Annotated in this window: 17 protein-coding genes and 1 pseudogene; 7 read left to right on the plus strand and 11 right to left on the minus strand. The window is 70.3% G+C overall.

Features of this window, described 5'->3' with window-relative positions:
• Positions 1-173: 173 nt before the first annotated feature.
• Entirely contained in the window at positions 174-974 is an 801-nt protein-coding gene (locus tag B9B60_RS16405; RefSeq protein WP_084453133.1) for a hypothetical protein, read from the plus strand.
• Between the two features lie 9 nt (positions 975-983).
• Entirely contained in the window at positions 984-1,328 is a 345-nt protein-coding gene (locus B9B60_RS16410) for a DUF2200 domain-containing protein (RefSeq protein WP_084453135.1), read from the plus strand.
• A 79-nt stretch (positions 1,329-1,407) separates the two neighbouring features.
• On the opposite strand, the gene B9B60_RS16415 is transcribed toward B9B60_RS16410, so the two are convergent.
• Positions 1,408-4,704, minus strand: a complete 3,297-nt coding sequence (locus B9B60_RS16415) for a DEAD/DEAH box helicase (protein WP_084453136.1) — start codon at positions 4,702-4,704, stop codon at positions 1,408-1,410.
• Positions 4,705-4,909: 205 nt separating this feature from the next.
• On the opposite strand from B9B60_RS16415, the gene B9B60_RS16420 reads away from it, so the two are divergent.
• Both B9B60_RS16420 and B9B60_RS16425 read left to right on the plus strand, forming a co-directional pair.
• On the plus strand, positions 4,910-5,542 hold the full coding sequence (locus B9B60_RS16420) for an alpha/beta hydrolase (RefSeq protein WP_084453138.1): 633 nt from the start codon (positions 4,910-4,912) through the stop codon (positions 5,540-5,542).
• A 171-nt stretch (positions 5,543-5,713) separates the two neighbouring features.
• Positions 5,714-6,598: an aldo/keto reductase gene (locus B9B60_RS16425; RefSeq protein ID WP_084453139.1), complete on the plus strand. Its 885-nt coding sequence runs from the start codon at positions 5,714-5,716 to the stop codon at positions 6,596-6,598.
• Between the two features lie 78 nt (positions 6,599-6,676).
• On the opposite strand, the gene B9B60_RS16430 is transcribed toward B9B60_RS16425, so the two are convergent.
• The 6 genes from B9B60_RS16430 to B9B60_RS16455 form a co-directional block, all read right to left on the minus strand.
• Positions 6,677-7,015: a TraR/DksA family transcriptional regulator gene (locus B9B60_RS16430; RefSeq protein WP_007929433.1), complete on the minus strand. Its 339-nt coding sequence runs from the start codon at positions 7,013-7,015 to the stop codon at positions 6,677-6,679.
• Between the two features lie 23 nt (positions 7,016-7,038).
• Entirely contained in the window at positions 7,039-7,317 is a 279-nt protein-coding gene (locus B9B60_RS16435; protein WP_200811263.1) for a response regulator transcription factor, read from the minus strand.
• A gap of 17 nt (positions 7,318-7,334) precedes the next feature.
• Positions 7,335-8,465, minus strand: a complete 1,131-nt coding sequence (locus B9B60_RS16440; RefSeq protein ID WP_200811264.1) for an NAD(P)/FAD-dependent oxidoreductase — start codon at positions 8,463-8,465, stop codon at positions 7,335-7,337.
• Positions 8,466-8,606: 141 nt separating this feature from the next.
• Positions 8,607-8,909, minus strand: coding sequence for a putative quinol monooxygenase (locus tag B9B60_RS16445; protein ID WP_072625910.1), 303 nt, complete (start codon positions 8,907-8,909; stop codon positions 8,607-8,609).
• Positions 8,906-9,475 carry a type 1 glutamine amidotransferase domain-containing protein gene (locus B9B60_RS16450; protein ID WP_084453143.1) on the minus strand — a complete coding sequence of 190 codons (570 nt, stop codon included), beginning with the start codon at positions 9,473-9,475 and terminating at the stop codon, positions 8,906-8,908. The genes B9B60_RS16445 and B9B60_RS16450 overlap by 4 nt, the downstream gene beginning before the upstream one ends.
• A 1-nt stretch (position 9,476) precedes the next feature.
• On the minus strand, positions 9,477-10,643 hold the full coding sequence (locus tag B9B60_RS16455) for a glutathione-independent formaldehyde dehydrogenase (RefSeq protein ID WP_084453145.1): 1,167 nt from the start codon (positions 10,641-10,643) through the stop codon (positions 9,477-9,479).
• A gap of 125 nt (positions 10,644-10,768) precedes the next feature.
• Between B9B60_RS16455 and B9B60_RS16460 the strand changes: the two genes are divergently transcribed.
• Together B9B60_RS16460 and B9B60_RS16465 are read left to right on the plus strand one after the other, a co-directional pair.
• On the plus strand, positions 10,769-12,967 hold the full coding sequence (locus B9B60_RS16460) for a DUF4185 domain-containing protein (RefSeq protein WP_143445636.1): 2,199 nt from the start codon (positions 10,769-10,771) through the stop codon (positions 12,965-12,967).
• 220 nt (positions 12,968-13,187) lie between these two features.
• Complete coding sequence (locus B9B60_RS16465; protein ID WP_084453149.1) at positions 13,188-13,898, plus strand: 4a-hydroxytetrahydrobiopterin dehydratase; 711 nt, start codon at positions 13,188-13,190, stop codon at positions 13,896-13,898.
• 342 nt (positions 13,899-14,240) lie between these two features.
• Here the strand turns inward: B9B60_RS16465 and B9B60_RS16470 are convergent, their stop codons facing one another.
• The 3 genes from B9B60_RS16470 to B9B60_RS16485 form a co-directional block, all read right to left on the minus strand.
• Positions 14,241-14,807 (minus strand): DUF411 domain-containing protein, encoded by a 567-nt coding sequence (locus tag B9B60_RS16470; RefSeq protein ID WP_084453151.1) that lies wholly within the window; start codon positions 14,805-14,807, stop codon positions 14,241-14,243.
• Between the two features lie 67 nt (positions 14,808-14,874).
• A complete protein-coding gene (locus tag B9B60_RS16475; RefSeq protein ID WP_084453153.1) occupies positions 14,875-15,492 on the minus strand; it encodes a DUF305 domain-containing protein in 618 nt (205 codons plus the stop codon).
• Positions 15,493-16,072: 580 nt separating this feature from the next.
• Entirely contained in the window at positions 16,073-16,258 is a 186-nt protein-coding gene (locus B9B60_RS16485; protein WP_084453157.1) for a heavy-metal-associated domain-containing protein, read from the minus strand.
• A gap of 245 nt (positions 16,259-16,503) precedes the next feature.
• On the opposite strand from B9B60_RS16485, the gene B9B60_RS16490 reads away from it, so the two are divergent.
• Positions 16,504-18,669, plus strand: coding sequence for a heavy metal translocating P-type ATPase (locus B9B60_RS16490; RefSeq protein WP_200811265.1), 2,166 nt, complete (start codon positions 16,504-16,506; stop codon positions 18,667-18,669).
• Positions 18,670-19,471: 802 nt separating this feature from the next.
• Here B9B60_RS16490 and B9B60_RS16495 read toward each other — a convergent pair.
• Positions 19,472-19,658, minus strand: a pseudogene (locus tag B9B60_RS16495) (antibiotic biosynthesis monooxygenase); the annotation flags it as partial.

The following is a 19,658-nucleotide window of genomic DNA, read 5'->3' on the forward strand; positions in this document are numbered from 1 at the left end:
GTGTGTGTTCCTGAACAGCTCCACACCTCACTCGGAGGTCTTCCTCATGTCACGCCGACTCGCCCATCCCGTACCTAACGTCCCGGGTCAGTACACCTAGCCGCTGCCATCACCCCGGCACTGCACGAAGGTGTCCACATGTCGCCACCGCTGAGCTCCCGTCCCGCCGGTCGGTGGCCGCCGCACTGACGACGGGCGCCGCGCTCGCCCTCGCTCTCGGCGGGCACGACGACTCCCGCCCGCTGGCTGCGCCCGGCGACGTCTTTTCCCCGCCCTACGGCGCCGAGCCCCTGCCGCACGAGGTCCGGATGGAGCTCCGGTGGCAGCACCTCGACGTCGCGGTCGGGGAGCCCCGGGCGGAGCTGCCCGACCTCGGGAGCTCCCCGTCGGACGTGGCCCCACCTGCGGGCGGCAGCTTCGTCCGGGTCGACGTGACGAAGGCGTCCGGCCAACCGCCCCTGGTCGGCATCCGGCGCCCCCTCTCGACCCAGGTCGAGGTCGCCGTGCGCGCTCACGGGGTCGACTACCCCGTGAGCGGGCGATCCGGTGGCGTGCGGCTCGACGCCGAGACCGCATGGCCCGGCGAGACCGGCACGCGGTGGGTGGCGGTCGAGGGGACCCCCGCGGACGTGGAGCTCGTCGTCACCGTCGACGGCGAGAAGCAGGTGGTCGGCACCGACGGGGCCGCCGAGCTCGGCCGGGCGGAGCAGCTGAGCGACCTGCCCGACACCACGATCCTGCAGGCCCAGCCCGAGATCGGCTGCCGCCGCAGCCACCGCGACGACTCCTCCGACCTGGAGCTGGACGACTACTCCCGGGACGCCGCGTGCACCGTGACGCGCGTGCTCCGGCTGCCCCATGTCGACGGGCCCGGCTGGGCCCCCCGTGGCCGCGAGTACGTCGTCGTGCTCCTGACCCTCGACCGGCCGACGAGCCCCGTCGGCACCACCGCAGCCCTGCGGATCCCGACCTAGGCTGGCCACATGCCCCGGATCTTCACGACCGCCGTCGCCGACGTCTACCCGCACTACGTCACCAAGGTGACGAAGAAGGGGCGCACCCAGGACGAGCTCAACGAGGTCATCCGGTGGCTCACCGGCTACGACCAGGCGGCGCTCGAGCGGCACCTCGCCGAGGGGACGACCTTCGAGGACTTCTTCGGTCAGGCGCAGCTCAACCCCGCCTCCGAGCTGATCACCGGCTCGGTCTGCGGGGTCAAGGTGCAGGAGGTCGAGGACCCGCTGATGCGCCGGATCCGCTATCTCGACAAGCTCGTCGACGAGTTGGCCAAGGGCAAGGCGATGGACAAGGTGCTGCGTTCGACCTGAGCCCACGTCGGGGCCAGCGCCCACCGCGCCGTGTCGGCCGTACCCCCTCGACCCGCGGGTGGGGTGGCGTGCGTCGGCGTCAGTCGCTCGGATCGAGCAGGGCCCGGATGTCGGCGGAGGTGATCGCCCCCGAGAGCGCGCCGCCGTCGTCGACGACCCGCTCGAAGAGGTCGCGCTTGCGCTCCTGCAGGTCGACGACCTTGTCCTCGATCGTGTCGGTCGACACGAGCCGGTAGACCATGACCGGCTTGTCCTGCCCGATGCGGTGGGCGCGGTCGATGGCCTGCGCCTCGGCGGCGGGGTTCCACCACGGGTCGAGGACGAAGACGTAGTCGGCCTCGGTGAGGGTCAGGCCGACACCGCCGGCCTTGAGGCTGATGAGGAAGGCGGTCTGCTCACCCTGCTTGAAGGCGTCGATGACGCTCGCGCGGTCGGTCGTCGCCCCGTCGAGATAGCTCGTCGTGATGCCCTCGCCCTCGAGCCGCTCGCGCACGATCGCGAGGAAGCCCGTGAACTGGCTGAAGACGAGTGCACGGTGGCCCTCCACGGCCAGCTCGCCCAGGTGCTCGACGAGCACGTCGAGCTTGGCCGAGATGCCCTGGCCGCGGTGCTCGTCGTCGACGAGACCGGGGTCGAGGCTCAGCTGCCGCAGCCGAGTCAGCGAGGCAAGGATCGCCACGCGGTTGGCGTCGGGGTCGTCGAGCAGCCCGAGCACCCGCTTGCGCTCGCGCTGCAGGTGTCGGTCGTAGATGCGCCGGTGGGTCGAGGAGAGCTCCACCGGGAGAACCTGAATCTGCTTGGGCGGCAGGTCGATCGCCACCTCCTCCTTGGTCCGACGCAGCATGAGCGGGCGGATCCGGCGGCGCAGCCGGTCGAGGAGCTCGGGCTGCTCGCCGGACTCGATGGGCTTGCGGTAGAGGTCGCCGAAGCGGTCCCGCCGCGGGTAGAGCCCGGGCGCGGCGAGCGCGAAGAGGGACCACAAGTCCATGAGCGAGTTCTCCAGCGGGGTGCCGGTCACCGCGAGGACGAAGGGGGGCGACAGCCGCCGCAGCGCCTGGTGCGTCTTGGAGCGGTCGTTCTTGACGAACTGCGCCTCGTCGAGGATCACGCCGCGCCAGTCGACCTCGGCGAACTCCGCGGCGTCGATGCGCAGCACGGCATAGGAGGTGACGACCAGGTGGGCACCGTCGACCGCCTCGGCGACGGACTCGCCGCGGCGCCGGTGGGTCTGAGGCAGGGTGCGCACGACGAGACCGGGGACGAACTTCGCGGCCTCGCTGGCCCACGTGCCGACGACGCTCGTGGGGGCGACGACGAGCACCGGCCGGTCGAGCTCGCCCGCCTCGTGGGCGCGGGCGAGCAGTGCCAGGGTCTGCACGGTCTTGCCCAGGCCCATGTCGTCGGCGAGGACGCCCCCGAGACCGGCGTCCCAGAGCGTGCTCAGCCAGTGATAGCCCTCGAGCTGGTAGGGCCGCAGGGTCGCCTGCAGGGAGGCCGGCGCCTCGGGCACCGGGCGGCTGTCGATCTCGCGGAGGGTCTCGACACCTGAGCGCCAGGCGTGCTCGCGCTCGACTTCGACGTCGGCGATCGCCGCGAGCTCGTCGAAGAGGTCGACCTGGTAGCGGCTCAGCCGGACCTCGCCCGCCTCCGGCTCGACGAGTGCCCGCGCCTCCTCGATGAGCGCCCGCAGGTCGTCGAGGACGGGGTGGTCGAGCCGGAACCACTCGCCGGTCTCGAGCTGCATGATCTCGTCGCCGGCGACGAGCGCGGCGAAGAGCGGCTCGAAGGGGACCTCGACGTCGCCGACGGTGACGCGCACGTGCAGGTCGAGCCAGTCGGAGCCGCCGTCCTCGCTCGCCGGGTGCAGGGACACCTCGGGCTCGGCGTCGAGCTCCTCGAAGCTCGACACGTCGTCGTCGACGACCACGATGCAGCGTGGGTCGTCGTCGAGCCGCGGCACGACCTCGGTGAGGGCGAGGATCGCCGCAGGCCCGTGGAGCCGCATCGGCGAGCGCAGCCGCCAGCCCTGCGGGGACCGGATCCTCGCACCCGTCAGGTCGGCGAGCGGCTCGAGGCCCTCCAGCAGGGCGTGCTCGGCCCGGCGATCGCGCGGGAGTGACCCCTGCTCGACAGCACCGACGACATGGGTGTGCCCTCCCGCCGTGTAGGCGAAGCCCAGGTCGAGCAGCACGCCGTGGCCGTCACGGCGCACGCGGACGTGCAGCTGCGGCGGCTCGGGCAGCGGCAGGTCGACGCTGTCGTCGGAGGAGATGACGGTGACACGCTCCCGCAGCCGCGGGAGGTAGATGGTGACGAAGCGCTCGACGTCGGCCCCGGGCACGACGATGTCTCGGCCGGCCGCCAGCTCGCCCAGATCGGGTGTCAGCTCGGCGCCGAAGGGCGCCAGGCGCAGCCGCTCGCCGTCGTCACCCGACTCGATCCAGACGACTCCGTGCGCCGGCTCGCCGACGAGCTGGACCTCACCCGCGTCCGGGCCGGCACCGTCGATCGAAGGGCGCAGCAGGAGTCCCTCGTCGACGGCCGTCACGTCGAGGACCACCTCGACCGCCTCGTCGAGCAGCTCGACCTCGTCGCCGGCCTCGCTCGCGATGAGCGCGACGCCCGCGTCGCGGACCCGCCGCAGCGCGAGCCAGATGCTGGGCCCCAGCGCGTCGACGTGGACGTCACCACCCGAGCCGTAGGTGTGGCGGCGCATGCCGGTGTGCGCCTCGTGGAGGGCGTAGAGCGCACTCACGGCGCGGCGGTGGCCTTCGCGAGCTCCCGCCGCGGTGTACGAGTCGGACTGGAGGAGCTCCCCCCACGAGTACTTCTTCGCCCAGTGGCCCGCCTGGGTGCGGCGGGTCGGACGCAATCGGAGCCGGGGAGCCCGCTCCCGCCCCCAGGTGTGCACCGGCGCCTGGACCCGCTCGACGACGAGCGCGACGGGCGCACCCTGGGTCAGCGGCTCCGGGTCGGGGTCGCGGGTCAGGAGCGCGAGCGCGTCCTCCCACGGCCGGGTCGGTGGGGGCGGCTCGACGCCTCCCGCAGATCCGCCGAGGGCGTCGCGCACGCTGACCACGACGGCGACGGCGTGCTTGCAGTCGCGGGCCACGGGGCAGCTGCAGCGGGCGCCCCACTCGACGACGGCATCGCCCGGGTCGCTGTGCAGGGAGACGATGGTCTGGTAGCTGCCGCGCCCCGACCCGGCCACTTTGGCCACGACGACCCGGCCCCGGTTGAGGGTCGCGACCTGCTGGACCATGCCGCGCGCCGCGTAGTCGAGGCCGCGCTGGAAGGACCCCTCGTCGGTCGCCGCGAGGATCGCGTCGTCGCTCAGCCCGCGCACCCACTCGGCGGACTCGACGTCCCAGACCACGGGTCAGCCCCGCTGGGAGGACGAAGGGAGGATCGGCATGCCCCCACCGTAGGCCGGTCCCCCGTCACCGCCTCGCCACGATCGCCGGCTGTGGACAGGCGCCCACCCCACTCCCCGCCTGTGGACCCGGCCATGGCATCGCGCCGACGCCCCCTTCGCCATGGAGTACGTTGATTGTTACAGCAACAATCATCAGGAGCCCTCCATGGCCACCCACACCTTCCCCGAGCCCGTCGTCGTCACCCACGGACCGAGCGATCCCGACGCGCCGCTCGTCGTGCTGCTGCACGGCCGCGGGTCGCACGAGGGCGAGATCATCTCGCTCGCTCCTCATCTGCCGCAGGGCCTGCAGTACGCCGCGGTGCGCGCACCGATCGCCGAGGGTGGGGGCTTCGCGTGGTTCGCCAACCGTGGCATCGGCCGGCCGGTCGCCGAGTCGCTCGCCGCGACCATGGCGTGGTTTCGCGCCTGGCTCGACGACGTGGCCCCGGAGGGCCGCCCCGTGGTGCTCGTCGGATTCAGCGGTGGCGCCGCCTTCGCCGGCGGGCTCATGCTGGCCGACCCCCAGCGCTTCGTGGGCGGGGCGATCCTCTTCGCGACGATGCCCTTCGACGCGGGCCTGCCGACCACGCCGGAGCGGCTGGCGGGCACCTCGACGCTCGTCATCCAGGGCGACGCCGACCAGGTCATCCCCCGCGAACTCCTCGACCGGACGTGGGACTACCTCACCGGCGAGTCCGGCGCCACGACGACGGCGCTGCGCGAGCCGGGTGGGCACGACCTCACCGCCGCCAGCCGGCAGGCCCTGTCGGCCTGGCTCGAGGACGTCACCGCCTGACGGTCGCGTCAGACCCGCGCGCAGCGCGCGGTCACCGCGTCGCCGACGTCGTCGGGGCCCGGGGCGTGGCTGCGGCGGATCAGTCTGCTCCGCTGAGGCGAAGGGGGGAACGCCAGTACCCCGACAGGCAGGCACTCCCCCAGCACCGGCCGGGGTCCTATCGTCGAGGACATGAGCACCCCCACGATCTCCCTGAACAACGACGTGACCATCCCGGCTCTCGGTTTCGGCGTCTTCCAGACCCGGCCGGACGAGACGATCGCTGCGGTCGAGACGGCGCTGCAGACGGGCTACCGGCACATCGACACGGCCGCCGCCTACGGCAACGAGCGCGAGGTCGGCGAGGCGATCCGCCGGTCCGGTCTCGCCCACGACGAGGTCTTCGTCGAGACGAAGATCTGGATCAGCGACTACGGCTACGACGAGACGCTGCACTCTTTCGACAAGAGCGCCGGCAAGCTCGGCGTCGAGCAGATCGACCTGCTGATCCTGCACCAGGCTCTGCCGGGCGAGTTCGACACGACGATCGGCGCCTACCGAGCGCTGGAGCGGCTGCTCGCCGACGGCAGGGTGCGCGCCATCGGCGTCTCGAACTTCATGCACGAGCACCTCGACCGGCTCCTCGCGGAGACCGAGGTCGTGCCGGCCGTCAACCAGATCGAGGTGCACCCGTACTTCCGCCAGTCGGCGCTGCTCGACCGCAACAACGAGCTCGGGATCGTCAGCCAGGCGTGGTCCCCGATCGGCGGCATCACCTTCTACCGCGACTCCGGCCACACGAGCACCCTCGAGAACGAGACGATCCGCTCGATCGCGGACGCACACGGCAAGACGCCCGCGCAGGTCATGCTCGGCTGGCACCTGCAGCAGGGCCGCCAGGTCATCCCGAAGTCCGTGACCCCCGCGCGGATCGCCGAGAACTTCGACGTCTTCGACATCGAGCTCTCCGAGACCGAGCTGGCCGCCATCGACGGCCTCGACACCGGCAAGCGCGGTGGCCCCGAGCCGGAGGACATCACGCTGGAGAGCTTCGGCCGGGAGATCCCGGAGGCATGATGGGCCGCGTGGCCCATGAGACACAGACATCCCGCGTGCTCGCGCACGCGGGATGTCCTTGATCCGCACCACCTGCGGTCAGCGGGCGGCGCAATCGATGCAGGTCCGCGCCGTGGGTCGCGCCTCGAGCCGACCCGCCGAGATGGGGCGACCGCACCGCTCGCAGGTGCCGTAGTCGCCTGCGTCGAGCCGGGCCAGAGCAGCGTCGATCTCGCGGAGGTGCTCGCGGGCCTGCCGAGCGAGCGCATCGACCTGCGAGCGCTCGAAGGCGATCGTCGCCCCCTCCGGGTCGTGCTCGTCGTCGGCGTTGCTCCCCTCGCTGGCCTCGACGAGCGCGTCGAAGTCGCCGGTGAGGGTCGCGAGACGAGCGAGGGTCTCCCTTCGCTCGGCGTCGAGAAGTGTCCGTGGGTCAGGCATCCACGCATCATGTCACCCGCCCTCTACAGGTCGGCGGGCTCGAAGGAGGAGGGCCCGAGGCGGATCGCGAACCAGACGGTGGGCCTCGGTCCGCGCTCAGCCCTGCCTCGGGCCGCCCATGCCGGCCCCTCGGGCCTTAACGATGGCGGCGGAGCGTCGGAGCCGTGGAGCTTGGCGAAGATGTTGGAAACGTGGTTGCGCACGGTCTTGAGGCTGATCATCAGCTCGTGCGCGATGGTGGCGTTGCCCCTGCCTGCGGCGGCCAGCTCCACCACCTCGCCCCAGCTGGCGCAGCGCCGCATCCGTGGGTCACCGGCCACTAGTCCTGGGCTTCGCCGAGGCACGCTTCAGGCGTGAGCTCGCCCCTGAGACCGCCGCCGGTCGCAGCCCGGGCAAGAGCACGACCCAGCGCAGGTGCCTGCTTGAACAGATTGTGACCGGCCACAAAAAGGACAGAGCCTGCCTCCCACACGGCCACGCCGTCCTCGCTCCATGGGAGGTCGGTCACCCAGCAGTGAAGGAAGTCGCGCGGCTCTGGGTGGAGACCGGGCAGCGCCCGTGTCACGTATTCGCGTGCGCGTTCGTCCAGCGATCGAATCGCCGCAGGGTCGATGAACGTTCCGTCGTCGCGGACGCCGACGGTTTCGCTGAGTCCGACCGAATAACTGCTGTTGCCCGGTAGCGGCGTCGCGTACACACCGACTTCGCCGAAGACGCCGCTGCTGTCCTGCAGGCACGCGACTCGTGCCGGGGCGGCGGCTTTGACGTCGAAGGTCAGCCGGACGTGTGCGGCAAGGCGAACCGGCAGCGACAGGCCGACGCTGCGGGCCAGGCGGGCGGTTTCGCGGCCGGCGCACACGACCACCTTGGAGTAAACAGCCCGGTCGGCGACGCTGCGCACCTCGACCGTCCCATCGGCGCGGGGATCGATGGAGATGACCTCTGCGGTGGTGACGGCATCTTCGAGGGCACCCGCGAGTGCCGTGATCGCGGTGCGGGTGCGGATCGCGCCGCCCGACTCGTCGAGCACTGCTGGCCCCGAGTACCCAGCGAGCAGCGGCATGCGCTGGGCGAGCTCGGCTGCATCGATCTCGTGCGCTTCCACGCCGCCGACCTGGTCGATCACCCGCAGCCGCGCCAGAGCGCTGTCGCCGATCGCCACGACACCGTCTGACGAGACCAGCTCGACGTCGAAGTGTTCGGCCCACTCATCCCATACGCCGCGGCTTTCGCGCGCGAGAGCGACGAGTCGCGGGTCGTCGTGGGCATGCCGGAAGATCCGCGACTCGCCTGCGGACTGACCCGTGCCGGGCACACCGGCCTCGTACAAGCGCACCGGAACGCCCTGCTCCCGCAGCGCGTACGCCGTCGACAGACCGACGATCCCGCCCCCGATCACTGCTACCTCGGGTGAACGCGTCGTGGCAACGTCGTCGTCAGTTCCTGTCATCGCGGTTCCTCGATCTGTGAGGGATGTGCGATATGCCGTAAGAAAAGGGGTCGCTGCCACGACGTCAACGGACTGTGTCAGCCCGAAGTCACCGCGGGCAGCGACCCCTCATGTCCGGGTCAGTACTCCCGGTCTGTGGTGTCAGGCGGGCAGCTTGGAGCCCAACACGTCGAGCTTCTCGATCGTCGGTTCGGAGAACATCGCACCGGTCTGCTCGCCGAGAGCTGCCGCAACAGCGCCGGACAGGTGAGCGTCACGTCCGGCGTCGTCGGGGAACACGTCGAAGATCCCGAAGGAGGAGGGCCCGAGGCGGATCGCGAACCACGCAGTGGTCGCCGGCTCTTCCTCGACAAGCGCACGGCCGCTGTCAAGGAACTCCTTCACGTCGTCCTCCTTGCCGGGCAGCGCGTCGAACCTGACCAGCAGTCCCTTGGTCACACTCATGACTTCCCCCCTTCCGTTGTCGAGGTGCCCTCGAGTTGGGACACGATCGCCGCGGAGAACGCCGGCAGGTCCTCCGGCGAGCGGCTGGTGATGAGGTTCTTGTCGACCACGACCTCCTCGTCAACGACGTTCGCGCCGGCATTGCGCAGATCCGTGCGGATGCTCGGGAAGGACGTCAGGGTGCGACCGGTGGCCACGCCGGCCTCGATCAACGTCCACGGTCCGTGACAGATCGCCGCCACCGGCTTGCCGCTCTCGACGAAGTCCCGGACGAAGGCGACAGCGTCCTCGTCGACCCGGAGCTTGTCGGGGTTCACCGTGCCGCCCGGAAGCAGCAAGGCGTCGTAGTCGGCCACCGAGGCCTCAGCCACCAGCCCGTCGACGGCGAACGTCCCCACCGGGTCCAGGTCGTTCTCGCGGGCCTGGATCTCGCCCTCATCGAGCGAGAGGACGTCGGTCCGGGCGCCGGCCCTGTCCAGAGCCTCGCGGGGTTGCTCGAGTTCGACGCGCTCGACCCCGTCCGCGGCGAGGATCGCGACTCTCTTGCCCTGCAGTTCTGCTGCCATGTCAGTTTGCCTTCTTTCCGTCGGACATACCCGGCTTGATGACGACCTTGGTCCAGCCCTCGGACCTGGAGTCGAAGTTCTTGTAGGCGTCGGCGGCCTGGTCCAGCGAGATCTCGTGGGAGACGATCCAGGACGGCTTCGCCTTGTCAGCCGCGATCAGGTCACGCAGCCGGCGGTTGTACTTCTTGACCGGGCACTGACCGTTGCCCATGGTCTGTCCCTTGAACCAGTGGGTGCCGAAGTCGATGGCCGCCTTGCCCTGCTTGGCCAATTCGCCCTTGGCCCCCGGGTCCTCGGGGACGAACACGCCGACGGTGCCGATCCCGCCGGTAAAACGCACCGAGTTGATGAGCATGTTCAAGGTGGCAGCCGGGTCTTCGTTCCCCTGCGGGTCGTGTGCCTGGTAGCCCACGCACTCGCAGCCACGGTCGGCTCCGAGCCCCATGGTCTCGTCCAGCACGGCCTGCACGGGGTCGGTCTTGGAGTCGTCGATGGCGATCGCTCCGATCTGCTCGGCCAGCGCGAGCCGGTCGGGGTGGCGATCGACCACCATGACCTTCGCGGCGCCCTTGATCGTCGCGGACAGCGCAGCCATCAGACCCACCGGACCGGCTCCAGCGATCACGACGCTGTCGCCCGGGATCACGCCAGCCATCTCGGTGGCGTGGTAACCGGTGGGGAAGATGTCGGAGAGCATGACGTAGTCATTCTCCTTCTCCTCCGCGTCCTCGCCCAGGCGCAGTGCGTTGTGGTCGCCGAAGGGCACCCGGAGCAGCTCGGCCTGGCCGCCGCCGTACGGGCCCATCTCTGCAAATCCGTAGGCCGCACCGGCGGCAGACGGGTCAGGCTGGGTGGTGAGGCAGTAGTTCGTGAGTCCGCGCTCGCAGTTCTTGCAGAACCCGCACGAGATGTTGAAGGGCAGCACGACCCGGTCGCCGACCTGGACCTTCTCCACGCCCTGACCGATCTCTATCACCTCCCCCATGTTTTCGTGGCCGAAGGTGCGGCCCTCCTCGAAGGAGGTCCGTCCCTCGTACATGTGCAGGTCCGAGCCGCAGATATTGGTCGTTGTCATCCTGACCAGCACATCGGTGGGGCGCTCGATCTTCGCGTCTGGAACATCCTTGACAGCGACATCTCTGGGCCCCTGATAGACGACAGCCTTCATGGCGAGTCTCCAATGGTTGTGCGTGGTGAACTTCTGACTCCTTCACACTCACAGCGCGTCACGACCGAGTCAAACGCGTGTCACCGAACCCGACATGCCAACCGGAATTCCCCTAGCCTTCGGCCGTGGGCCCCACCGATCCGGACCGACCGCGGTTGCGGCAGGTCATGCCCCCCGCGGTCGCGATGGTGCTCGCCGTCGTCGTGGTCGCCGAGATCGCCTGGGCCGCCTTTGTCCTCGCGGGGTCCGACGACCTGCGTCCGCACGCCGTGCCCGCGGTGGTCGCCGCCGACCCGGTCGTCGCCGAGAGCGTGGCCCGGCAGTACGACGACCTGCCGGGCGACCCCTTCGACCTGCGTGCGGTGACCAACGAGGACACGGCACGCGCGGCACTCGACGACGGGTCTGCGCGGGCCGCGCTCATCGTCGATCTCGAGGGGTCCGTCGACCGCCTGCTGCTCGCCTCGGCCAACGACGACACCCTCGACGCGGCGATTCGCGACCGCGTCGAGCAGACCGACGAGAGTCTTGGCCGCACCGTCGACGTCGAGACCGTCGGCCCCGCTGACGCCGACGAGCGAAGGGAGGCCGCCCGCCTTGCCGTCGCCCTCGCCCTGCTCCTGGGGTTCCTCCTCGCGGTGGGCACGAGCCTGCGCGACGGGCCGGTGTCGCGCACCCACCTGCGCGCGCTGCGCCGGACCCTCGTCATCGGCTCCGCCTCCGTCGTCGGCGGGGCGCTCATCGGTGTGCTCGTGCTGCGCGGCAGCTGGGTCGAGGTGCTCGTGGCGGCCGCCGTCGCCGGAGCGGCCGCGGTCTCGACCATCGCGCTCGAAGCACTCTTCGGGTGGGCGGGTCTCGGGCTGGTGGTCGTCGCCTTCTTCGCCACGGGCGCACCGGTGCTCGCCCGGGTCGACCCCTATCTCGTCGGCGAGCCGTGGGCGAGCCTCGCCGGGCTGGGGGTGCCGGGCGCCGGCGTCGACACCGCGACCGCGGTGACCCTGCGCGGCGAGCTCGCCGTCGGACCGGTCGCGGTGCTGCTCGTGTGGATCGCGACCTCGCTGCTCGTCGTCGTCCTCGCCGGATCGGTGCGGCGCCGCTACGCCGTGCCCGAGCCGGTCGGCGACGAGTCGCTGCGGGACCTGAGCGGGGTCAACGCGTGGCGGGTGCGGGTCCTCGGCGTCGTTGCGCCGCTCACCGCAGCGATGCTCGCGCTCGCCGTCGTCGTGCCCCGCGCCGAGGCGGCCACCCCGCGCCCCGTGGCCTCGCTGGCCGCGACCGCGGACTGCGTCGCCTCCGGGTCCGTGACCTCGGTCGACGACCTCAATCGGATCGCCGGCCTGCGCGGGACCGACGACTTCCGCGGGGGTGACGTCGGCGCCGACGCACTCCTGCAGGACGGCCGGCGGCTGTGGCTCTTCGGCGACACGCTGCGCGGCGGGCAGACGGGCCCGACCTATGTCCGCAACTCGATGCTCGTCGCCGACGACCGGTGCCTGCGTGCCGTCCTGCCGAAGTCCGGCGGCGCCCTCATCCCGGACCGAGCGAGCAGCGGGGACAACCCCGTCGGCCACTGGCCGATGTCGACGATCGTCGACCGCCGCACGGGCTACGACCTCGTCTACGTCACGACGCAACGGGTGCAGACGACCGGGTCCGACGCCTTCGACTTCCACAACCTCGGGCTGTCGATCGCCGTCTTCGTCGTCCCCGCCGGTGCGACCCCGCAGCTGATCGAGCAGCGCGACATCGGCGCCGACCGCTCCGGCCGCGAGCACCCGACGTGGGGTGCCGCCACCGCGCTCGTCGGCAGCGGCACGGACAGGTGGGTCTACGTCTACGGCACCGCCAACCCGGGATCCGACAGGGCGTGGGGGTACTCCCTTCGCGTCGCGCGGGTGCGGCCCGACGACCTGCTGAACCAGTCGCGCTGGCGCTACTGGGATGGCAGCGGGTGGTCTCGCTCGCAAGCTGACGCGATCGAGATGATCGCGGCGCGTGACGGGGTCTCGCAGACGCTCAGTGTCTTCACTCGCGGCGGGCGCTGGTATGCCCTGAGCAAGCGCAACGACCTGCTCGGCAGCGACATCACCGTGTGGACCGCGAACTCCCCCACCGGGCCGTGGTCATCGGGCACCGCGGTCGCCCAGGTGTCGAAGGGAGAGACCGGCCAGGTGCGCTACATGCCGCTGGCGCACCCCTCGCTCTTCCCGCAGGCCGGGAGCGTCGTCGCGTCGTACAGCACCAACGACACCAACAGCGAGCGCGTGGTCGAGGACCCGCTGCGGTACCGGCCGCACTTCGTCCGCGTCACGCTGCCCAGGTGACCCGGCCCGGCGCCTCGACCCGGCCCCAGACGCCCGAGTCGAGGCCAAGGCACCCGGGAGGCAGGGGAAAAGGGCACTGAGGTAGGTGACCGACACCCTCACAGGCGCCGAGCTGACGCAGAGGCTGCTCGTCGTGCTCGCCGAGGTCGTCTCCGGCTGACCACGTCGGGCGGCCCGCGGACCGCAACGGCACCCCCCCTACGCCGCTAGCGTGGACGCCATGGACATGATCAGGGGAGATCAGATCGCTGCCGAGGGGCTCACCGACTGGCGCAAGCTCGCCCAGGGGCTGCACGCGAGGTATCGGGTCGAAGGCTTCGGGGAGGCGGCGCGGTTCGTCACGGCCGTCGGCGCGGGGGGCGACGACCTCGGTCATCATCCGCGCGTGCGGATCGGGGAGGGTGTCGTCGACCTCGAGGTCGTCAGCCAGGACGCGGTCTACCGCGACGACGAGGACGGGTCGGAGCTGCACGGGATCGAGTGGGTGACGCAGCGCGACGTCGACCTCGCGCGCCGGATCACGCAGATCGCCGCCGAACTCGGGCTGACCGCGGACCCGGCTGGCGTGAGCGAGGTCGAGCTCGGGCTCGACGTCACGGACTCCGCGAAGGTCGCGCCCGTGTGGGCCGCGCTGCTCACCGGCGACCCGCAGTCGCAGGGCCGCGGGACGCCGGGCGACGAGATCCGGGACGCCGACGTGCGCATCCCCAACCTGTGGTTCGGGGAAGTGGACCCGGAGGGTGGGGGCGGTCAGCGCTTCCACCTTGAGGTCTACGTGGCCACCGAGCAGGTCGAAGGGAGGGTCGCCGCGGCCGTCGCGGCCGGCGGCGAGGTCGTCGACGACAGCCAAGCGCCCGGCCTCACGGTCATCGCCGACCCGGAGGGCAACCGGGCCGTGCTGTGCGCCGACATGTCGGCGGCTCCGGCCTGATCGGTCCTCAGATGTGTCGCTGAGTGCCGCTCGACATTCCTCACCCTCAATGAGGTTGACTGTTGTTCTCTGAGGGCACGGTCAAGGCGCGCGCCTTGACCGACTCTCGGAGGAGATTGGATGTCGAGATCAAGTCCAGACTGCTCACGACATGCGTCCCACTTTGCACGAATCGTCCTGCATGGCGCGGCTGTGCAAAGTAGGCCTCTGCGGGGCCTGCCCCGTCACGTGGGCTGTTCGGCTCCACCACGGTTGCATGGTGGGCATACACCAGCGACCCGCGATCTGGGAGTGTCGCGGGGCGCTGGCTCCTTCCACCTGGGCAGCCTGTGGTCGGTCATGTCACGTCCGTTGTTGCGATGCCTTCCTCACGTCGGCGAAGACCCTTGGTTCGCCGTCGGTGAGCAGCATGACCTTGTAGGGGTCGAACTCGTCGTCCTGCTCCATGCCGGGCGTCCCGACAGGCATGGCTGGCACGCTCAGGCCGCGTGCGCCCTTCGGTGGGTCGGCTAGGTACTTCAGGACGAATCGTGCCGGGACGTGTCCGACGAAGACGTCTCCGTCGGAGGTGAGCGACAGGTGGCAGGACTGCATGTCCAAGGCGATGTCATGGCGTTCCCAGACCTCGTGGAGGGCTTCGGGGTGCTCGGTGGTGATGGTGAACCCGTTGTCTTCGGCGTGGGCGACCCATCCGCCGCAGCACCCGCAGGAGGCATCCTTGTACACAGTCATCACCAGTTGTTCCGGGTCGACTCCGTAGTCGGCGACCTTTGCGGGCAACGACGTCTCTTTCGCGGTGGGCGCCGGGCCCTCGTCCGCGCAGGCGGTCAGCAAGGACGCCGACCCGATGCTGGCTAGGAGGAGGGAGCGCCGGCTGATCTGTTGGGGGGTGCGTGAACTGGTGAACATTGGATCAGGACCTTCGATGTGTGGGGGGCCCGGCCGGCGTACAGCCGGCCGGGCCCGTTGGGAGCAGTCAGAGCGAGTCGCGCATGGTGCGCATCTCCTTGATCTCAGCGTTCTGGTCGCTGATGACGTTCTTGGACAGCTCCACCGCGTCGGGGTTCTCCCCGTCCCGGCGGTGGTCCTTGGCCATCTTCACGGCGCCTTGGTGGTGCTCGATCATCTGGTCGAGGAACAGCGTGGAGGCTTGTTCGCCGTCGGCTGCCTTGAGCTTCTTGATGTCCTCGGGGCTGACCATGCCGTCATGGCTCATCTCGTCTCCGGAGCCGGAGTCACCACCGTGGCCCTTGTGGCCAGAGTCGTCCTGACCCCAGTCCTTGAGCCAGGTCTGCATCTCCTTGATCTCTGGCCCTTGGGCCTTCTTGATCTGCTTGGCCATCTCCACCACGTCGGGGTTGACCCCGGACTTGTCGAGGATGATGTCGGACATCTCCACGGCCTGCTGGTGATGCATGATCATGCCTTCGGCGTAGGTGACGTCGGCGTCGTTGAACTGTGCCGACGCCTGGCTACTGCCGCTCTCGCTGCCGCCGTGGGAGTCGTGGCTGCTACTGCCTTGGGAGCAGCCACTGACGATGAGGGTGGCTGCCGCGGCGGTCGCCAATGTCTTGGTGATGGTGTTCTTGCGCATGCGAAATCGCGATTCCTTGTCTGGTGTCGTTGATCGGGCAGGACTGCGTCCGGCGACGCCGTGTGGCGTGGTCGGACGCGAGAGGCCTGCTCACGTTCGGCTGATGCACAGCCGAATCAACGGAACGCGTGACAGGTGCCCCGGTGGGGGTGGCGACTGGGCAGCGAGCCAGGTCACCCACGGGGGCTGCCATCGCCACGAGAAGCCACCACGCCGTGGCACGAGGGTCACCAGCCACAGCAGCATGAACAAGCACATCGCGGCCATCGAGCCGTGCTCGTCGCAGCCGGGGGACGGACATGAATGTGCGCCCGAGCTCGCTGGGTCTTGATGCGTTTGGTGGCTCGTGCTCGAGTCCACCTGCTGCGTGGACGCCTCGCCCGGCATGTGATGGCCGACGGAGAATCCGTGCATGGCAAGGATTCCGGCGACCACCGCGGTGGCCAGCCCCAGAACCAGTACCCCAAGGGGCTGAGGCGTGCGACCAACCTGCGTGCGCGCGCTGTGGTCGGGGGCCATGGCCCACATTCTATGGGTCGCCTGTCGTGGGATGTCGGCGGCGAGAAGGCTGTGGGCACGGTCAGGCGCTGGCTGCGATCGTGTAGCCAGCCTGCCCGATCGCTGCGTGCACGGCCTCGTCCGTGACCGTGGGCGTGGAGTGGACGGTCAGTCGCCCGTTGGGGATCTCGACGCTGACGTCGCTGACCCCTTCGATCCGCTCGACGTGGTCGCCACGATGCTGGGCGCCAACCTCGGCGGCCGGCACATCGCAACCATGGGGCCAAGCGGCTCGGCGCGGGCGGAATGGGCACGGGCGCACTGTTCGTGGTCGCCTCGGCCACTGCCCTCGGCCGGATCGAGCCCGCCGAGGACGGCGTCGCCTCGGGGCTGACCATCCCCCGCTCCGGGCGGTAGGGGCACCCACTTCCGTGTGGCTCCGCCCCGACGCCTGCCTTTCGGGGAGCGAGGCCACGCATTGACTCATACCCCTAGGGGGTATATGTTTCAGGCATGAGCGCCAACTACGACCACCAGTTCGCGCCTGAAGGGGACACGCACGAGAGCCACCCCGAAGCCCACGTGACCGACCAGGTGCACGGGCGTCATCCGCGTGATCACCAGCCGCGGAAGGCTGGCCGCGACGCTGAGCACAGCCACGGCGCGCACCGCGGCCACGAGGGGCACGGCGACCACGTCGGGCAGTTCCGCCGCCTGTTCTGGATCATGCTTGTGCTGGCGGTCCCGGTCGTCGGCTTCAACGACATGTTCGCCGACCTCATCGGCTACGACCTGCCCGACGGAGGCTGGGTGCCGTGGGTCTCGCCCGCACTTGGCACGGCCATGTACCTGTGGGGCGGCCGGCCTTTCCTCACCGGCGCCGTGGACGAGATCCGCACTCGCCAGCCGGGGATGATGCTCCTGATCGGCCTGGCCATCACCGTGGCCTTCATCGCCTCCTGGGGCGCGAGCCTGGGCGTGCTCGACCACGAGCTGAACTTCTGGTGGGAGCTGGCCCTCCTGGTGGTCATCATGCTGCTGGGCCACTGGATCGAGATGCGTTCGCTGGCCCAGACCACCTCCGCACTGGACTCCCTGGCCGCGCTCCTGCCCGATGAGGCCGAGAAGGTGGACGGCGACGAGGTCGTCACCGTCGCACCGGCCGACTTGGTGGTCGGCGACGTCACCATCGTCCGCCCCGGGGCATCCGTGCCCGCCGACGGACGGATCGTCGACGGCTCGGCCAGCATGGACGAGTCCATGGTCACCGGCGAGTCCAAGACCGTGCGCCGCGAGAAGGGGGAGAACGTCGTCGCCGGCACCGTGGCCACCGACTCCGGCCTGCGCGTCGAGGTCACCGCCACCGGTGACGACACCGCCCTGGCCGGCATCCAGAAGCTCGTGACCGACGCCCAGGCCTCCTCCTCCCGCGCCCAGCGCATCGCCGACACCGCCGCAGCCTGGCTCTTCTGGTTCGCCCTCGGCGCCGCTGCGATCACGGCCCTCGTCTGGTCGGTGCAGGGACTGCCCGACAGCGCGGTGGTGCGCACGATCACCGTCCTCGTCATCGCCTGCCCCCACGCCCTCGGGCTGGCCATCCCGCTGGTGGTCTCCATCGCCACCGAGCGCGCCGCCCGCGGTGGCGTGCTCGTCAAGGACCGCCTGTCGCTGGAGTCGATGCGCACCGTCGATACTGTCCTCTTCGACAAGACCGGCACCCTCACCAAGGGCGAGCCCACCGTCACCGGCATCGAGGCGCACGGCGGTCACGACCAGGACCAGATCCTCGCGCTGGCGGCAGCCGCCGAGGCCGACAGTGAGCACCCGCTGGCCCGGGCCATCGTCGGGGCCGCACGCGCCCGCGAGCTTGAGGTCCCGCGCGCCGGTGACTTCTCCTCATCCCCGGCAGTGGGGGTGCGGGCGAGCGTCGACGGCACGGTGATCGAGGTCGGTGGCCCCTACCTGCTCGAGCACCACGATCTGGCGGAGCTGCCCGTCGCCCATACCTGGCGCGAGGAGGGCGCGATCATCCTCCACGTCCTCGCCGACGGCGGGGTCATCGGCGCCCTTCGCCTGGCCGACGAGGTCCGCGCCGAGTCCCGCGACGCCGTCGACGCCCTGCACGCCGCAGGCGCCCAAGTCGTGATGATCACCGGAGACGCCCAGGCGGTGGCCGATACCGTCGCCACCGAGTTGGGTATCGACCGGGTCTTCGCCGGCGTCCGCCCGCAGGACAAGGCCGCCAAGGTCACCGAGCTGCAGGACGAAGGGCGAAAGGTCGCCATGGTCGGCGACGGCGTCAACGACGCCCCCGCCCTGGCCCAAGCCGACGTCGGCATCGCCATCGGCGCCGGCACCGACGTGGCCATCGGCTCCGCGGGCGTGATCCTCGCCAGCTCCGACCCGCGCTCGGTGCTCTCGGTCATCGACCTCTCGCGAGCTTCCTACCGCAAGATGAAGCAGAACCTGTGGTGGGCCGGTGGGTACAACCTCATCTCCGTGCCACTGGCCGCGGGCGTTCTCGCCCCGGTCGGCTTCGTCCTTCCGATGAGCGTCGGCGCGATCCTCATGTCGGCCTCCACCGTCGTAGTCGCCCTCAACGCCCAGCTCCTGCGGCGCCTCGACCTGACCCCGGCACGCAGCACCGCAAAACTCCTGGGCCGCGACACCGACGAGTGAATGCGCCCTAGTGGCCCTCAGGTCCTCGCATCTTAGATAGCAGCACCTTCCCCCTCGGCAGCGAGCAGTCCACATCTTCCGTGGCGGGAGTCAACAGTGCGCTCCAACGGGCCCGGGAGACACTCCGACGGCATCTCCCACCAAACCGTTCGGACTGGGTATCGGGCAGCAGCACCCAGGAGGAGCGCGACCTTCTGACCCGGCACATCGCCGCGACCGAGGCCAGTGATATCGCCGCCCTGACCGCGCTGCTTCACGAGGACGCTCGATGCGGCCAGCAGCCAGGTGCGAGTGGGCATCACGGCCCGCACTCCGCTACATACTCGGGCCGCGGGACCATCCGGTCGGCGTGGGCACCGGCTCTTGAGGGGTCGGATGCCGCCACCCTGCGACTGGTCGGTCGTCGTCGGTCACCACCGGATGGCGGCGTCCCCCATGCTCGGCGTTTGCGCAGGTCAGCGGCTCGTTCGCCCAGTGGGCGCATCAAGCGATAGACGCAAAGCCGACGTGATGAGGTCGTCGGTTCGATTCCGACAGGCGGCTCCGGCGAACAGCCCCTGACCTGCGGAAATGCAGGGCAGTGGCTGTTCGGGTCTGGTGGTCGCGCGATGCGCTGCCCTCACGGCTCTGCCCGACACCGACGTCGCTCTCCTCTGCGACGGACCCCTCGCCGGCTGAGCGCTCGCGGCCGGCATCCTGTCCGTGTGCCGATAGGCCTCGCACCGCTCGGCAACGCAGCATGGCGTTGCGTCGCGACCTGGCGACGGCTCGGAGGGGCGCGATCGTCTCGTGCGTTGGCGGACTACGGGAGCTTGGACGCGAGGACGTCGGCCGCCATGATCTCGGGTGCTGCGCCGAGGAGGTGCTGATTGGCCATCAGGGCTGCGACGATGGCGCCGTTGGCGTGGGCGTCGCGAGCGGCCTCGTCGGGGAATGCATCGAAGATCCAGAAGGTGTCGGCGTCGGTCCTGACCGCGAACCAGACAATC

This window comes from Janibacter indicus, assembly GCF_900176385.1.
Lineage (GTDB): Bacteria > Actinomycetota > Actinomycetes > Actinomycetales > Dermatophilaceae > Janibacter > Janibacter indicus.

Bases quoted from the DNA above. Each gene is read 5' to 3' on its own strand.
- B9B60_RS16445 (WP_072625910.1), bottom strand. From the start codon at position 8,909: ATGAGTGTGACCAAGGGACTGCTGGTCAGGTTCGACGCGCTGCCCGGC.
- B9B60_RS16420 (WP_084453138.1), top strand. From the start codon at position 4,910: ATGGCCACCCACACCTTCCCCGAGCCCGTCGTCGTCACCCACGGACCG.
- B9B60_RS16440 (WP_200811264.1), bottom strand. From the start codon at position 8,465: ATGACAGGAACTGACGACGACGTTGCCACGACGCGTTCACCCGAGGTA.
- B9B60_RS16475 (WP_084453153.1), bottom strand. From the start codon at position 15,492: ATGCGCAAGAACACCATCACCAAGACATTGGCGACCGCCGCGGCAGCC.
- B9B60_RS16410 (WP_084453135.1), top strand. From the start codon at position 984: ATGCCCCGGATCTTCACGACCGCCGTCGCCGACGTCTACCCGCACTAC.
- B9B60_RS16470 (WP_084453151.1), bottom strand. From the start codon at position 14,807: ATGTTCACCAGTTCACGCACCCCCCAACAGATCAGCCGGCGCTCCCTC.
- B9B60_RS16425 (WP_084453139.1), top strand. From the start codon at position 5,714: ATGAGCACCCCCACGATCTCCCTGAACAACGACGTGACCATCCCGGCT.
- B9B60_RS16465 (WP_084453149.1), top strand. From the start codon at position 13,188: ATGGACATGATCAGGGGAGATCAGATCGCTGCCGAGGGGCTCACCGAC.
- B9B60_RS16455 (WP_084453145.1), bottom strand. From the start codon at position 10,643: ATGAAGGCTGTCGTCTATCAGGGGCCCAGAGATGTCGCTGTCAAGGAT.
- B9B60_RS16430 (WP_007929433.1), bottom strand. From the start codon at position 7,015: ATGCCTGACCCACGGACACTTCTCGACGCCGAGCGAAGGGAGACCCTC.
- B9B60_RS16435 (WP_200811263.1), bottom strand. From the start codon at position 7,317: ATGCGGCGCTGCGCCAGCTGGGGCGAGGTGGTGGAGCTGGCCGCCGCA.
- B9B60_RS16490 (WP_200811265.1), top strand. From the start codon at position 16,504: ATGAGCGCCAACTACGACCACCAGTTCGCGCCTGAAGGGGACACGCAC.
- B9B60_RS16450 (WP_084453143.1), bottom strand. From the start codon at position 9,475: ATGGCAGCAGAACTGCAGGGCAAGAGAGTCGCGATCCTCGCCGCGGAC.